We start from the raw sequence: 13,608 nt of genomic DNA on the forward strand, positions 1-13,608 counted from the left end.
GCGGCCGCTCACCGCACCGGCCGCCGGCCGCGGGTCGACACGAACTGGTACGACATCACGGCGAACCCCGGATCCCGCAGCAGCCGGCGGAACGCCTCCAGCTGCCCCGGCGACAGCCCCGCGTCGAGCAGTTCCGGCTCCAGTTGCCGGGAGTTCGTCCCGTACAGCGACGCGCCGAGGGAGCCGCCGGGCCAGCTCCGCGCGTGCGTGACCGTGTCCACCTCGACCAGCCCGGCCGCCACCAGTTCCCCGTGCACGTCCTGCGCCCAGGCCAGGTCCGCGCCGTGGCTGTCCAGGATGCCGAGCATCGCGTCCGTGACCTGGGCGAAGAGCTTCGCCGCGTCGTCGCTCGGCGCGGTCAGCACCCGCAGCGGCGCCGTGCAGTCGAACTCCTCGACCACCAGCCACCCGCCGGGGGCCAGGGCGCCGGCCAGCGAGGCCAGCACGCGCCGCCGCTCCGGCAGGTGCAGCAGCACGAGCCGCGCGTGGATCAGGTCGAAGGAATCACCGGGCGGCGGCTCGGTACGCACGTCGTGCCGGCGTACGTCGAGGTTGTCGGCCGGGGTGAGATGCGCGGTGTCGAGGTCGGTCGCCACCACCCGGCCGCCCGGGCCGACCACGCGGGCCAGGCTGCGGGCGACCGAGCCGCCGCCGGCGCCGACCTCCCAGCACGTGCCCCCCGGGGCGAGCACCGGCGGGGCGATCCGGCCCGCGGTGATCGGATCCAGGAAGGACTCCAGCGCCCGCAGCTGGGGCACGGCCTCCGGTGAGCCGTTGTCGAAGGCGTAGTCGGTGTCATGGACGTGGGTCGGCATCGTTCCTCATCCCTGTCGCGGCGGGTCGGGTCAGGTGCCCGGCGTCGGGCCAGAGCCCGGGCACCGGTCGGGGAGCCGGCGGCTCCGGGACCGCGGCGACGCTGAGCATCGCCGCCAGGACGTCCGGGTCGGCCCGGACCTCGTGCGCCGGCCGGTCGTAGACCACCCGGCCGTACTCCAGCACCGCGACCCGGTCGGCCACCTCGACGGCGTGCCGGAGCTGCTGCTCCACGAGGAGCACGGTCAGCCCCGCCCGGGCCAGCGTGCCGACGAGGTCCCGCACCCGGGCCGCCAGGTCGGGGGCCAGCCCCTCGCACGGCTCGTCGAGCAGCAGCAGCCGGGGCTGGCCGAGCAGGGCCCGGGCGATGGCCAGCATCTGCTGCTCGCCGCCGGACAGCTGGTCGCCGCGATGGCGCAGTCGGGCCCCCAGGCGGGGCAGCAGCTCCAGGACCCGGGTCACCGTCCAGCCCTCGCCGCCCGGTGTCGCGGCCCGCCACGGCGCGGCCGCCAGGACGAGGTGCTCGGCCACCGTCAACCGGGAGAACACCCGGCGGCCCTGCGGCACGAGGCCGACCCCGGACCGGGCGATCCGGTGCGGTTGCCGGCCGGCCACCTGCACGCCGGCGACCTCGATGGCGCCCGAGTAGGGCCGCACCAGGCCGGCCACGCTGTGCACCAGCGTGCTCTTGCCCGCGCCGTTGCGGCCCACCACCGCCTGGACGGTGCCGGTCCGCACGGCGAGGCTGACCTCGTGCAGCACGGTGCCGCCCGCGTAGCCGGCGCAGAGCCGGTCGACGCGCAGCATCAGGCCACCCCCTCGGCGTACGCCTCGCGGACCGGGCCGGAGGCGCGGATGTGGGCCGGTGAGCCGGTGGCCAGCGTCCGGCCGTCACGCAGCACTGTCACCGTGTCGCAGAGCGCGTAGACCAGGTCCAGCCGGTGCTCGACAAGCAGCACCCCGACCGCGCGCGGCAGTGTCCGCAGGAACTCCCCGAGCCACGCGACCTCGACGGCGGACAGCCCGGCGGCCGGCTCGTCGAGCAGCAGCAGCCGGGGCCGGCCGGCCAGGCCCACGGCGATCTCCACCTGCCGGCGCTGGCCGTGGGCGAGCTGGCCGGCGGGGAGCGCGGCGATCTCCTCCAGGCCCACCCGGGCCAGCAGCGCGTCCGCCGTCCGCTCGGCCGCCCGCCGCCGCGCGGACGGGTGCCAGCGGCCCGGCCGCACCGCCCGCGGCAGGGCGGCGACCAGCACGTTTTCCCGGACGGTCAGCGTCGACCAGACCGCGGGACGCTGGTGGATCCGGCCGATGCCCCGGCGGGACCGGGCCGCCGGGCCCAGCCGGGTGACGTCCCGGCCGGCCAGCAGCACGCGGCCGTCGCCGGCCCGGGTGGACCCGGCGAGCACGTCCAGCAGCGTCGTCTTGCCCGCGCCGTTCGGCCCGATGAGCGCGTGCCGCTGGCCCGGTTCGATCCGCAGGTCCACGCCGTCCAGCGCGGCCAGCGACCCGTACCGGACGGTGATCCCGTGGGCGGACAGCAGCGGGGTCATGCGCGTACTCCCGTCGGCGTCGGGCGGTCCGGTGCGGGCCGGCGGGCCGGGAGGGCCGGGAGCAGCCGGCCGCGTGCCGGCGGCCGGCGCCCACCGTCGGGCAGCAGGTAGACGGCGGCGACGAACGCCAACCCGAGCACCAGGGGCGCCTGACCGGGGAGCACGCCGAACAGCCAGTCCCGGGCGGCCACGACGAGCGCGGCCCCGACCAGCGCACCGCCGACCGAGGCGGTGCCGCCGACGACCACGCCGAGCAGCAGCAGGGCGGAGGTGTCGAAACCGAAGTCGGCCGGCGAGACGAACTGCTGGGCCACCACGAGCAGCGAGCCCGCCGCGCCCGCGACGGCCCCGGCGGCCACGTGCACGCCGGCGACGTGGACCGGCACCGGGTGGCCGCTGGCCCGCAGCCGCGCCTCGTCGTCCCGGCCGGCCCGCAGCAGCAGCCCGACCCGGGTGCGCAGCACCAGCAGCACCACGCCGACCAGCACCGCGACGACCACCAGGGTGTACAGGTAGCGCGCCCGGTCGGTGGCCAGCACCGGCAGCCCCCACAGCGGACGGGCCGCCGGGACGCCGGCCAGCCCGTCGGTGCCGCCGGTCACCGACCGCCAGCGCCCGACGGCCGTCACCGCGAGTTCGCCCACCGCCAGGGTGATCATCAGGAACACCACACCCCGCGCGCAGACCACCAGCGGCACTGTCACGGCGGCCAGCGTCGCCCCGGCCGCCGCCGCGACGCCCAGGTGCACCAGGCCGACGTCGGAGAGGTGGCTGCCGACGACCGCGCTGGCGTAGGCGCCCGCCGCGTAGGGCGCGGTCTGGCCGAGGGTGGGCAGGCCGGCGACGCCGGTGAGCAGCGCGACGCTCACCGCCACCAAACCGAGCGCCAGGGTGCGGGCGAGCAGCGCGACGGTGTAGTCGTCGACCGTCCACGGCGCCAGCACCAGGGCGGCCACGACCGCCGCGGCGACACCGCGACGCAGCGCGCGGACGGCTTGTCGCCTCACGTCGCCCTCCGGGCCGTGGCGAGACCCCGCGCCCGTGCCGCGAGCACCACGGCCATGGCGGCGAAGAGCAGGAACGGGGCTGCGGACGGGGCGAGCGCGACGCCCAGGGTCTGGATCTGCCCGACGGCCAGGGCGGCGAGCAGGGTGCCGGTCATCGAGCCGAGGCCGCCGAGGACGACCACCACCAGGGACAGCAGCAGCACGGCGTCGGCGGTGTCCGGCCCGGGGCCGATGATCGGCGCGCCGAGCACGCCCGCGGCGCCGGCCAGCGCCCCGGCCGCCGCGAGCACGCCGACCCGGACGCGGGCCGGGCTCACCCCGAGGACGGCGACCATCTCGGCGTCGTCGACGGCCGCGCGGACCAGCATCCCGGCCCGGGTGCGCCGCACCACGAGGTGGAGCAGACCCGCGAGCAGCGCGGCCACCACGATGAAGACCAGCCGGTACGCCGCGTAGCGGTGGCCGGCGACGACCACCGACCCGTCCAGCGCGGCGGGGACGCGCACCGGCGGATCGTCCGGCCCGAAGGCGCCCACGAGCAGGCTCCCGCCGGCCAGTGCCACCCCGAAGGTCAGCAGCGCCTGCGTGAGGTGGTTGCGCGCGGCGACCCGGGTGAGCAGCCCGGCGACCAGCGCGCCGGACGCCGTGGCGGCCACCACCCCGACGGCCAGCGCCAGCACCTGGCTCGGCCAGCCGCCGTCCAGCAGCGCGGCCGCCGTGTAGCCGCCGATCGCGTAGAGCGTGCCGTGCGCCAGGTTCAGGATGCCGGCGACGCCGAAGCAGAGCACCAGCCCCGCGGCGGCGACGAAGACCAGCAGCCCGTAGGCGACCCCGTCCAGGGCGGGGACGACGTACGGGTCGAACCGGATCCCGGCGGCCACCGCGGTCACCCGCCGACGGTGGCGAGGTCACCCACCACGGTGTTCGACAGCGCCCGGCCGTCCTGGCGCACCTGGCGCAGGTACCACTTCTGCACGGGCGCGTGCGTGGTGGGCGAGAACTGCCAGGTGCCGCGCGGGCTGGCGATCTGGCCGAGCTGGCCGATGGCCGCGTTGACACGTTCCGGCGTCGGGTCGCCCCCGGCCGCCGCGACGGCCCGGTCCAGCACGGCCGCCGCGTCGTAGGAGGCCATGGCGTACGTCGTCGGGGAGCCGTCGTGCTCGGCCTTCCAGGCGGCCACGAACTCGCGGTTCTCCGCGTTGTCGAGGTCGGGCGAGTAGTTGAGCACCGAGTAGATGTCCCGGGCGGCCTCGCCCTGCGCGTTGAGCACCCCGCCCTCGGTCAGGAAGCCGGCGGCGTACAGCGGCAGGTCCTTCACCTCGGACTGGGCGTACTGCTTCACGAAGTCGACGGCAGCGCTGCCGGCGTAGAACGTGTAGACGGCGTCGGCGCCGGAGGCCTTGATCCGCGCGAAGTACGGGGTGAAGTTGGTGGTCGTCGGGAACGGGGTGAAGGTGGTCTTCCCGTCCGGGTTGGCGAGCCGGCCGCCGGCCCTGACGAACGCCTCGGTGAAGCCGCGCAGCTCGTCCCAGCCGCCCTGGTAGTCCGGGCCGATGGCGTAGACGCTGCCCTTGACGTCGTCGCGGACGTGCTGGGCGATCGCCTCCCCCGGCTCGTCGGACAGGTAGGACGTGTGCCAGACCCGGGACACGTCCTTCAGCTCGGGCCGGCCGTTGGAGCCGACGAACGGCACCTTCGCCTCGTTGAGCAGCGGGTAGACCGCCGCCACCGAGCCGCCGCCGACGATGCCGGTGAGCGCGACCACCCGGTCCTGCTTCAGCAGTTTCGTGGCGGCCGGCACGGCGGTCGCGGCGCCGTTGCCCTCGTCGGCGACCACGAGCTCCACCGTCCGGCCGCCGAGCTTGCCGTCGTGCTGGGAGAGGTAGAGCTGGAAGCCGTCGCGGATGTCCTTGCCGACCGCCTGGTACGTGCCGGATAGCGACGCCAGCAGGCCGATCTTGACGGATCCGCCGGAGCCGGCGCCGCCCCCGTCGTCGGCGCACGCGGGCGCGGCGAGCAGGACGAGGGCGAGCAGCGCCGCGGTGCGGGCACGGCTGCGCCGGGGCATGGTCAGGGACATTGTCGTTCCTCCGTGAGGGGTGGGGTGTCCGGCGTGGGGGCGCCGGAGGTCAGCGGCTGCGGCTCAGGGCCGCCCGCGCCGCCGGGGTCAGGGCGTCGCCGATGCGGTTCGCCAGCTCGGTCATCTCGTAGGAGACCTTGCCGACGTCGCACTGCGGGTCGGCGAGCACGAGCAGCGAGGCGCCGTCGTTGAAGGCCATGGAGAACATGAAGCCGCCCTCGAGCTGGGTGACGTTCGAGATCACCGCACCGGCGTCGAAGAAGGCCGCGGCGCCGCGGAGCAGGCTCACCAGCCCGCTGCCGGTGGCCGCCAGCTGGTCGGCCCGGTCGGGCGGCAGCCCCCGGGTGGCGGCCACCATCAGGCCGTCGCTGGAGATGGCGATCGCGTGGCTGACCTCGGTGGCGCGCGAGGCGAAGGCGTCCAGCAGCCAGCCGAGATCCTGATGGTCGGTCACGTGCACTCCCTGTCGGATCAGTTGTTGACCAGGTTGGGCCGGCGACCCGCGACGCCCCGGGCGTACGCGGCCATCGCGGTGGCCACCCGGGCCGGGTCGCGGTGCTCGGAGCGCTGCCGTGGGACGGTGACGCCGCCCGGCACCAGGTGCTGCTGCGGCTGCCGCTTGGGCAGCCCGGAGGTGGTGGTGCCGGCGACCTCGGGCGAGTCGGCCCGTGCCGCCGTACGCCAGGCGTCGTCGGCGGGGGTGGCCCACGACGTGCCGTTCCCGTCGGCCGGACGGTCGGCCTGGAACCAGTGGTTGACCTGGTGGAAGATGACGAGTTCCTCGGTGGGCGCGGCGCCGCGGTCCGGGGCGGGCGCGGGCCGGAAGACCGGCGCCACCGGCAGCACCGGCTCGGCCGGCGGGCTGCCGGCCCACGGCTCGGGCGCGGCCCGGTACGCCGGCGCGACGGCGGTCCGCGCGGCCCGGCGGGACGGCCGCGCGGGCGTGAGCAGGAACTCCTCCGGGGGCAGCGGCCGGATGATCGTGCCCGGCAGCGCCACCTCGGCGATGGTGCCGCGGCGCGGGCCGGGCCGGAGCTGCACGGCCACGCCGAGCCGCGCGGCAAGCTGCCCCACCACGACCAGCCCCATGGCCCGCACGGCGGCGACGTCGATGGCGGGCGGGCGGGCGAGCAGGTCGTTGAGCTGTTGCCGCCGTTGCGGGGACAGTCCCACGCCCTCGTCGCTGATCTGGACGATCACCCGGTCGCCCAGGCCGCGGCCGGTCACCCAGGTCTCGGTCTCCGGCGGCGCGTAGCCGGTGGCGTTCTCCATGAGCTCGGCGAGCAGGTGGACGACCTCGTCGACGGACTCGGCGGCGACGGCGACGTCCCCGTCGACCAGGCCGAGGCGGATCCGGGCGTAGTGCTCGATCTGGCTCTGCGCGGCCTGGAGCACCTGTTGCAACGGCACGTCGTGGTGGCGGACGCGGCCGACGCCGACCCCGCCGAGCACCAGGAGGCTCGCGTTGATGCGCCCCATGCGGGTGGCCAGGTTGTCCAGCGTGTAGAGCTGGTGCAGCCGGTCGGGGTCGGTCTCGTTCTGCTCGACCTTGTCGACCTGGGCCAGCACCGCGTCGACGAGGCGCTGCTCCCGCCGGCTGAGGTGGATGAAGATCTCGGCGGTGTTGGCCCGCATCACGGCCTGCTCGGCCGCGGTCCGCACGGCGGCCCGGTGGACCGCGGTGAAGGCCTGCCCCACCTCGCCGATCTCGTCGTCGCTGGACGGCTCCAGCGCGTCGGCCGCCTGCCGCCGGGCCAGTTCGTCGGGGTCCACTGTGGAGCTGTCCGGGTGCTGGAGCCGGGCCACCACCTGCGGCAGCCGCTCGAACGCCACCGCGTTCGCCGCGTCCCGCAGCCGGCGCAGCCGTCGGGTGATCTGCCGGGCGACCGCCCAGGTGACAAGCGTGGTGAGCAGCAGGGCGACCAGGGTTGCGGCCGCCTCCACCGCGGTGCGCCGCCGCTGGTCCGCGTGTGCGGCGCGGACGTCGTCGAGGACCGCCGCGTCGACCCGCTGGCGCACCTCGGCCAGGCGCACGGACCACTGCCGGGTGGCGGTCACCCAGGTGTCCAGGTCCAGCTCCAGGCGGCCGCCCGCGACGGTCCGGGACACCTGGTCCTGCATCCGTTGCAGCAGCAGGGCGCTCTCGCCGCTGCCGGCCTGCTCCCACCAGCCCCGCCAGGCGGGCCGGGCGAGGGCCAGGAAGGCGAGGCTGGACTCGGTGATGCCCGTGCGGGCGGCGGTGATGTCCTGCTGCATGGCGGGGGTCAGCTGGTCGGCCGCGACCGCGCGCAGGACGGCGACCTGCTGCTGGCCCACGGCCTCGGCCACCTCGGACAGCGCCGCGGAGGCCCGGATGCCGTCGGCGATCCGGGCGTTGACCACGCCGAGGGTGATGTGCTCGCGGAGGCTCAGCAGGTCGGCGATGACGATCCGGTAGCTGAAGGTCATCGCCGACACCGAGGCGCGCTCGGCGGTGCGTACCTGGGCGCGCAGCGGCGGCAGGCCGGCCAGCGCGGCGTCGATCCGGGGCAGGACGGCCTGGTCGGCGGCGGCGCCGGCGGGCAGCTCGGCCCGCTGGCGGCGGTAGTGGGCCACGGCGGCGTCGGTGGCGGTGGCGGCGTCGGCGAAGGCGTCCTGCTGCGGCGGCGCGCCCCGGGTCAGCAGGTCGGCGGCGACGATGCGCTCGTGTTGCAGCCGGTGGGCGAGGTCACCCGCCTCGGCCCCGAGCTGTGCCAGGAGGCCGAGATCGCTGGCGCGGGTGGTCTGGCGGGCGCTCTCGGTCAGCGCCAGGCCGGCGAAGCCCAGCACGGCGACCAGCGGGGCCGCGACGATGAGGCGCATCCGGGCGGCGATCTTCCAGCCGCGGCGGCGGGTCGGGTAGGGTCGGGCCGCGTGGGACCTCGTGCTCGACGCCAAGGCTGACTCCCCGCACTCATCGACAAAGTTCTATCTGCATTTGCGGATTGCACGTCTCATTGCGCCGGAAGCCGTGCGCCCAGACCAGACCTCACCGTGGTACAAACAGCCCGTACCAGCATCTGTACCCAGAGCTGGCGATGCCGAGGGCGCGCGCCGCCCCGGTGCGGGTCTCGGCGGCGTCAGCGCCCGCCGGGCGACGGCGGTCCGCCGGGCTCCGGCTGGCTGAGCACCTGGCCGATCAGCTCCCGCAACTCGTCGATGGCCGCCACCACCGCCTCCGGGTCGCGCGCGTCGCGCCGCACGGCCGGGGCCGGTTCGAGCTGTGCCACCTCGCCGAACCGGGGCCCACGCCGGCCGTCCGCGGCCAACTGCTCCGCCGCGACCTGGGGCCACAGCGCGGCCAGCCGGCCACCGGTCCCGAGGACCTCGTCGCAGCGGACCGCGAACTCCTGGCTGCCGAACCGGCGACCGGACTCGACCGCGGCGACCGTCTCCCGGCTGAACCGCACGCGCTCCGCGAGCGCCCGCTGGGTCAGCCCCTGCCGGGTCCGCCAGCGGCGCAGCTCCGCGCGGAACCGGTGGCTGGCAACGCAGTGAGCGGCGCTCGACGGGGGCGTGCGATCCATGTGCTCACCTTCGCGACGCCGGCTCGGCATCGGCGTCAGATCGGGGTGGGGTGATGACTGGGCATTCGCAGGGGACAATTCTTAACCCATCGGCGGACGGGTGTGAAGACGTGACTCCGCTCCGTGACCGCGTCCGCAGGTCAGCGCCCGGCACGGCGGTGCGGGTCACGCCGCCGGACGCTCGACGGCGGGCGCCGCCCGGCCGCCGGACGGCACGGCCGGCTCGATGACCACCGGCAGGCTTCGGTGCGCCCGGAACGCCACGTTGGGGTGGTACGACCGGCGGTGCCCGGGGGCCAGCCGCAGCCCGGGCACGGCCGCGGCGAGCCGCGTGAGCGCGATTCCTGCTTCCAGCCGCGCCAGCGCCGCGCCGATGCAGAAGTGCGGCCCGTGCCCGAAGGAGAGGTGGTCGTTCGCGTCGGGCCGCGCCGGGTCGAACCGGTCCGGGTGGGCGAACACCGCCGGGTCCCGGTTCGCGGCGCCGATGAGCAGCAGGCAGCGCGCCCCGGCCGGGATGGTGACACCACCCAGTGTGACCGGCCGCCTGGTCACCCGCAGCCAGCCGTCGATGGCGGGCGCGAACCGCAGGGTCTCGGTGAGGAAGGCGGGGACCCGGTGCGGCTCGGCGGCGATCCCGCGCCACCGGTCCGGTGTGGAGAGCGCCTGGTCCAGCGCGTGGGCGAGCAGGCCGGCAGTGGTCTCGTGCCCGGCGACCAGGAGGTTGAACACGATGCTCGACACCTCGGCGACGGTGAGGACCTCGTCGTCGCCGTCCCGGTACGCGAGCAACCGGTCCACGTACCCGTCACCGGGCCGGTCGCTGTCGAGCCGGTCGCGCACGAGCGCCTGGCAGTAGCGCCAGAACTCCAGCAGACCCCGGGCGAGCCGCACCTGTTCCGCCGGATCCGGGCGCCCCCACACCAGGGCGATCTGGCCGTCCGCCCAGGCCCGGACCCGGGCGACGTCCCGCTCCGGCACGCCGAGCAGGTCGAGCAGGACCAGCAGGGGCAGCTCGGTGGTGAACTCCCGGACGAGGTCGACCCGCTGGCCCGCGTGGGCGACGAGGCGGGACACCAGTTCGTCGACCCGGCGCCGGACGATCGCGCCGTACCGCTGCTCGACCCGGTCGGCGGTGTTGGCGAAGGTGGCCCGCAGCGCCCGGCGGGTCCGCGGGTGCACCGGAGGGTCGGCGGCGGCCGTGGTGGGCGGGGCGTCGATGCGCATGATGACGGCCAGGGCCTCCGGGCAGACGTCGTAGACCGGCGCGAGGGTGAGGGTGTTGCCGAAGCTGTCGGTGTCGCCGAGCGCCCGCCGTACGTCGGCGTGGCGGGTGATCAGCCACAGCCCGAGGTCCTCGTCGTGGTGCACCCCGCCCGGGGCGTCGAGCAGCCGCCCCCACACCTGCGCCGGGTCGGCGAGATACGCGCCGGCGAACGGATTCCACCGCATGACCGCCTCCTGGATCGCGACCCGGCGACCCGTCGGGGTGCCGGCGCTTTTCACGGTGCGCCCCCTCGGCCAATCAAGTCAAGATTTGCGGATGTCAATGGGATCGCTTTGGAAAATGCGTTCAGCCGTGCGCGCCGATTCCTTGCCGGGCTGCAATTTGCCGCCTGCCCGTTGCGCCGTGGCACCCGCCCTGAGCAGCCCTGACGACCATGGGTGGAGCAGCGCGAATGAGCGCCTCACCATGGGAACAGAATGCGGTATTCACAGCAGCCGGCGCAGTAACGCGACAAGCGCCGCCGCGTGAACACCGTCCGGATCCAGGTCGGGCCGGAAATCGGCGATGCTCAGGCCGAGCAGCCGCGGCGAGGCGAGGAGCGGCGCCAGCAGGTCGCCCAACTGCCCCAGGCCCGGCCCGCCCGGTTCCGGGTAGGTGACGGCCGGCATGGCCGCCGGATCGAGGACGTCGCAGTCGACGTGCAGCCACACTCCCCCGTCGACACCGGCGAGCAACGCGGCGGCGCGCTCGCCGCACGCCCGTGGCGCGTCGAGGACCGCCGGGGCGTCGATGCGGCGGACGGTGTCGGGCACCCGGGCCACCTCGGCGGCGGCCTCCGGGTCGAGGTCCCGGGTACGGTGGCCGACCAGCACCACGTCGCCGGGCGCCACGAGCGGCGCGGACACCCCGGCCGGCGCGGTGAGCTGCTCGGGGCCGGAGCCCGTGAGCAGGGCCAGGTCCATGTCGGCCGTCTCCCCCGTCGGCGAGGCGGCGCCGTCGAGGAAGTCGGGGTGCCCGTCGACGAACCACAGGCCGACCCGGTCGCGGCTGCGGCGCAGCCACGGCAGCACGCCGAGCAGCAGGCTGCAGTCACCGCCGACCACCAGCGGCCGTCGGCCGGGCCGGCGCCCGGCGGCGTCGTCGAGCCCGTCGGCCAGCACCCGCGCCGCCCGGGCGGTCTGCCGCAGCGCGAGTACGCCGGTGGCCTCGTCCCGCCGGGCGTCGTCGATGACGACCGGCACGTCCCCGGCGTCGTCGGGGACGAGTTCGGACAGCCCGGCCGCGCGCAGGGCAGCCGGCGCGAGCCGCTCACCCCGGCCGAGCGCCGAGCAGTCCCACGGCGCCCCCACCAGATACCAGCCCGGCGCTGTCACGCTCACATCGTGGCACCCGTCGCGTGCGGAAGCGGCGGTACGCGCCGGCCCGCCCACCAGGGCAGGATCTGGGCGAGGCCGAACGCCACCTCGACGACGAGGAACAGCCACAGCAGCCGGGTGGCCCCGTGGGCCAGCGCGTACGCCTGCCAGGCCGCGAAGAGGGCGCGCGCGACGGCGTCGTACCGGCCGTGCGCGGGCTGCGGCCGGACCAGGCGCAGCAGCGCCCACACCACCACGACCGAGCCCATGAGGTTCGCGTAGAGGATCTGGATCGGTTCGGGGGCGGGCAGGCCGCCCAGTCCGAGCGCGCCGCCCAGCCGGGACAGCGCGCCGTGCAGCAGCGCGTACGTCCACGGCGTCGCGAAGCCGGCCGTGACCACGAGGTCGTATCCGGCACTCGCGCGGACGAGGCGCAGGTAGGCGGGGCGGGAGGGGCGGGAAGACGGATCACGACGGGACTCCTGCCGTTCTGACTGCGGGACGCCCGACGCTAAACCCTGGAGTACGCTCCAAGGTCAAGTCCATGAGCCGGCGAGGTGACATGCGTATCGGGGAGCTGGCCGCGCAGGCGGGGATCAGCACGGACACCGTCCGGTACTACGAGAAGGTCGGCCTGGTCACCGGCCGGCGGCTGCCCAACGGTTACCGCGACTTCCCCGCCGAGGCCGTGGCGTGGCTGCACTACGTCCGCACCGCGCAGGCGCTCGGCTTCTCGCTGGCGGAGATCTCGCGCAACTGCGCGAAGCTGCGCGCCGCGCCCGACACCGCGACGGCGCTGTCGGCGCTGTTCCAGGAGAAGATCGCCGTCATCGACGCCCGGATGGTCCAACTCGCCGCCCTCCGGGCCGACCTCGCCGCCCGCGTCGGCACGGGATGCCCGTTGCGGACGGCAGGCCAGGCTCCGGAGCCGACCCCGCGCATGTGAGGATGCGGGCATGCGCGCGGTGATCTTCGACGAGTTCGGCGCCCGGCCCGAGGTCCGCGACGTCCCGGATCCGGTGGCGCCTGCCGACGGCGCCGTCATCCGGGTGGAGGCGACCGGGTTGTGCCGCAGCGACTGGCACGGTTGGCAGGGGCACGACCCGGACATCCGCCCGCCGCACGTCCCCGGCCACGAGTTCGCCGGTGTCGTGGCGGCGGTCGGCGCGGGCGTCCGCGGCTGGCGGCCCGGCGACCGGGTCACCGCGCCCTTCGTCTGCGCCTGCGGGCGGTGCCCCGCCTGCCTGGCCGGCGACCAGCAGGTCTGCGAGCGGCAGACGCAGCCCGGCTTCACCCACTGGGGCTCGTTCGCCGAGTACGTGGTGGTGCGCCAGGCCGACGTCAACCTCATCGGGCTCCCCGACGAGCTGGACTTCCCGACCGCGGCGGCGCTGGGCTGCCGCTTCGCCACGGCGTTCCGGGCCGTGGTGAGCCAGGGACGGGTGGCCGCCGGCGAGTGGGTGGCGGTGCACGGCTGCGGCGGCGTGGGCCTGTCGGCCGTCATGATCGCGGCGGCCTGCGGCGCGCGGGTGGTGGCCGTCGACATCTCCCCCGGCGCGCTGGACCTCGCCCGGCGCGCCGGGGCGGCGGTCTGCGTGGACGGCGGCGCGCTCACCGGCCCCGGGGCGGTGGCCGCGGCCGTCCGGGAGGCGACCGGCGGCGGCGCCCACCTGTCCCTCGACGCGCTGGGCAGTCACGCCACCTGCGTGGCGTCCGTCGAGAGCCTGCGGCGACGCGGCCGGCACGTGCAGGTCGGCCTCCTCCCGGCCGCGCAGGGCCGTCCGGCGCTGCCCATGGACCTGGTGATCGCGTACGAGCTGGAGCTGCGCGGCAGCCACGGCATGGCCGCCCACGCCTACCCCGAGCTGCTCCGGCTGGTCACCGCCGGAGTGCTGCGCCCCGGCGAGCTGATCACCCGCACCATCGGCCTCGACGAGGTGCCGGACGCGCTGACCACGATGGACCGGCCCACGACCGGCGGCATGTGCCTCATCGAGCCCCGCTGAGCATGCCCCGAACGGCCGCGGACCGGT

At 75.9% G+C, this 13,608-nt stretch carries 14 protein-coding genes; 2 read left to right on the forward strand and 12 right to left on the reverse strand.

From position 1 onward, the window contains the following. Positions 1 to 8: 8 nt before the first annotated feature. The 12 genes from GA0070603_RS10235 to GA0070603_RS10285 form a co-directional block, all read right to left on the reverse strand. The gene (locus GA0070603_RS10235; RefSeq protein ID WP_091310816.1) at positions 9 to 815 is read right to left on the reverse strand and encodes a class I SAM-dependent methyltransferase; all 807 of its coding nucleotides are present in this window, start codon (positions 813 to 815) and stop codon (positions 9 to 11) included. Further along, on the reverse strand, positions 796 to 1,620 hold the full coding sequence (locus GA0070603_RS10240; RefSeq protein ID WP_091310819.1) for an ABC transporter ATP-binding protein: 825 nt from the start codon (positions 1,618 to 1,620) through the stop codon (positions 796 to 798). Before GA0070603_RS10240 ends, GA0070603_RS10235 begins: the two co-directional genes overlap by 20 nt. Beyond that, the gene (locus GA0070603_RS10245) at positions 1,620 to 2,363 is read right to left on the reverse strand and encodes an ABC transporter ATP-binding protein (protein ID WP_091310822.1); all 744 of its coding nucleotides are present in this window, start codon (positions 2,361 to 2,363) and stop codon (positions 1,620 to 1,622) included. Before GA0070603_RS10245 ends, GA0070603_RS10240 begins: the two co-directional genes overlap by 1 nt. Then, on the reverse strand, positions 2,360 to 3,370 hold the full coding sequence (locus GA0070603_RS31175) for a branched-chain amino acid ABC transporter permease (protein ID WP_139131847.1): 1,011 nt from the start codon (positions 3,368 to 3,370) through the stop codon (positions 2,360 to 2,362). The genes GA0070603_RS10245 and GA0070603_RS31175 overlap by 4 nt, the downstream gene beginning before the upstream one ends. Next, positions 3,367 to 4,260: a branched-chain amino acid ABC transporter permease gene (locus GA0070603_RS31180; protein ID WP_139131848.1), complete on the reverse strand. Its 894-nt coding sequence runs from the start codon at positions 4,258 to 4,260 to the stop codon at positions 3,367 to 3,369. Before GA0070603_RS31180 ends, GA0070603_RS31175 begins: the two co-directional genes overlap by 4 nt. Further along, positions 4,257 to 5,450 carry an ABC transporter substrate-binding protein gene (locus GA0070603_RS10255; RefSeq protein ID WP_091310825.1) on the reverse strand — a complete coding sequence of 398 codons (1,194 nt, stop codon included), beginning with the start codon at positions 5,448 to 5,450 and terminating at the stop codon, positions 4,257 to 4,259. Before GA0070603_RS10255 ends, GA0070603_RS31180 begins: the two co-directional genes overlap by 4 nt. 49 nt (positions 5,451 to 5,499) lie before the next feature. Continuing rightward, positions 5,500 to 5,904 carry a roadblock/LC7 domain-containing protein gene (locus tag GA0070603_RS10260; protein WP_091321764.1) on the reverse strand — a complete coding sequence of 135 codons (405 nt, stop codon included), beginning with the start codon at positions 5,902 to 5,904 and terminating at the stop codon, positions 5,500 to 5,502. Positions 5,905 to 5,921: 17 nt separating this feature from the next. Beyond that, positions 5,922 to 8,366 (reverse strand): sensor histidine kinase, encoded by a 2,445-nt coding sequence (locus tag GA0070603_RS10265; protein ID WP_139131849.1) that lies wholly within the window; start codon positions 8,364 to 8,366, stop codon positions 5,922 to 5,924. A gap of 182 nt (positions 8,367 to 8,548) precedes the next feature. Then, positions 8,549 to 8,995, reverse strand: coding sequence for a helix-turn-helix transcriptional regulator (locus GA0070603_RS10270; RefSeq protein WP_091310831.1), 447 nt, complete (start codon positions 8,993 to 8,995; stop codon positions 8,549 to 8,551). A gap of 165 nt (positions 8,996 to 9,160) precedes the next feature. Continuing rightward, on the reverse strand, positions 9,161 to 10,444 hold the full coding sequence (locus GA0070603_RS10275) for a cytochrome P450 (protein ID WP_091310834.1): 1,284 nt from the start codon (positions 10,442 to 10,444) through the stop codon (positions 9,161 to 9,163). Positions 10,445 to 10,705: 261 nt separating this feature from the next. Next, positions 10,706 to 11,593 carry an arginase family protein gene (locus GA0070603_RS10280; protein ID WP_091310838.1) on the reverse strand — a complete coding sequence of 296 codons (888 nt, stop codon included), beginning with the start codon at positions 11,591 to 11,593 and terminating at the stop codon, positions 10,706 to 10,708. A 2-nt stretch (positions 11,594 to 11,595) separates the two neighbouring features. Continuing rightward, a complete protein-coding gene (locus tag GA0070603_RS10285; protein WP_091310842.1) occupies positions 11,596 to 11,976 on the reverse strand; it encodes a hypothetical protein in 381 nt (126 codons plus the stop codon). 143 nt (positions 11,977 to 12,119) lie between these two features. Between GA0070603_RS10285 and GA0070603_RS10290 the strand changes: the two genes are divergently transcribed. Beyond that, the gene (locus tag GA0070603_RS10290) at positions 12,120 to 12,521 is read left to right on the forward strand and encodes a MerR family transcriptional regulator (protein ID WP_244282477.1); all 402 of its coding nucleotides are present in this window, start codon (positions 12,120 to 12,122) and stop codon (positions 12,519 to 12,521) included. A 10-nt stretch (positions 12,522 to 12,531) separates the two neighbouring features. Further along, positions 12,532 to 13,581, forward strand: a complete 1,050-nt coding sequence (locus tag GA0070603_RS10295) for a zinc-dependent alcohol dehydrogenase family protein (protein WP_091310849.1) — start codon at positions 12,532 to 12,534, stop codon at positions 13,579 to 13,581. The last annotated feature ends 27 nt before the right edge of the window (positions 13,582 to 13,608 follow it).

The organism is Micromonospora chersina (assembly GCF_900091475.1).
Taxonomy (GTDB): domain Bacteria; phylum Actinomycetota; class Actinomycetes; order Mycobacteriales; family Micromonosporaceae; genus Micromonospora; species Micromonospora chersina.

Coding starts and splice junctions, on each gene's coding strand:
- GA0070603_RS10235 (WP_091310816.1), bottom strand. CDS start 815: ATGCCGACCCACGTCCATGACACCGACTACGCCTTCGACAACGGCTCA.
- GA0070603_RS10240 (WP_091310819.1), bottom strand. CDS start 1,620: ATGCTGCGCGTCGACCGGCTCTGCGCCGGCTACGCGGGCGGCACCGTG.
- GA0070603_RS10245 (WP_091310822.1), bottom strand. CDS start 2,363: ATGACCCCGCTGCTGTCCGCCCACGGGATCACCGTCCGGTACGGGTCG.
- GA0070603_RS10255 (WP_091310825.1), bottom strand. CDS start 5,450: ATGTCCCTGACCATGCCCCGGCGCAGCCGTGCCCGCACCGCGGCGCTG.
- GA0070603_RS10270 (WP_091310831.1), bottom strand. CDS start 8,995: ATGGATCGCACGCCCCCGTCGAGCGCCGCTCACTGCGTTGCCAGCCAC.
- GA0070603_RS10275 (WP_091310834.1), bottom strand. CDS start 10,444: ATGCGGTGGAATCCGTTCGCCGGCGCGTATCTCGCCGACCCGGCGCAG.
- GA0070603_RS10290 (WP_244282477.1), top strand. CDS start 12,120: ATGAGCCGGCGAGGTGACATGCGTATCGGGGAGCTGGCCGCGCAGGCG.
- GA0070603_RS10295 (WP_091310849.1), top strand. CDS start 12,532: ATGCGCGCGGTGATCTTCGACGAGTTCGGCGCCCGGCCCGAGGTCCGC.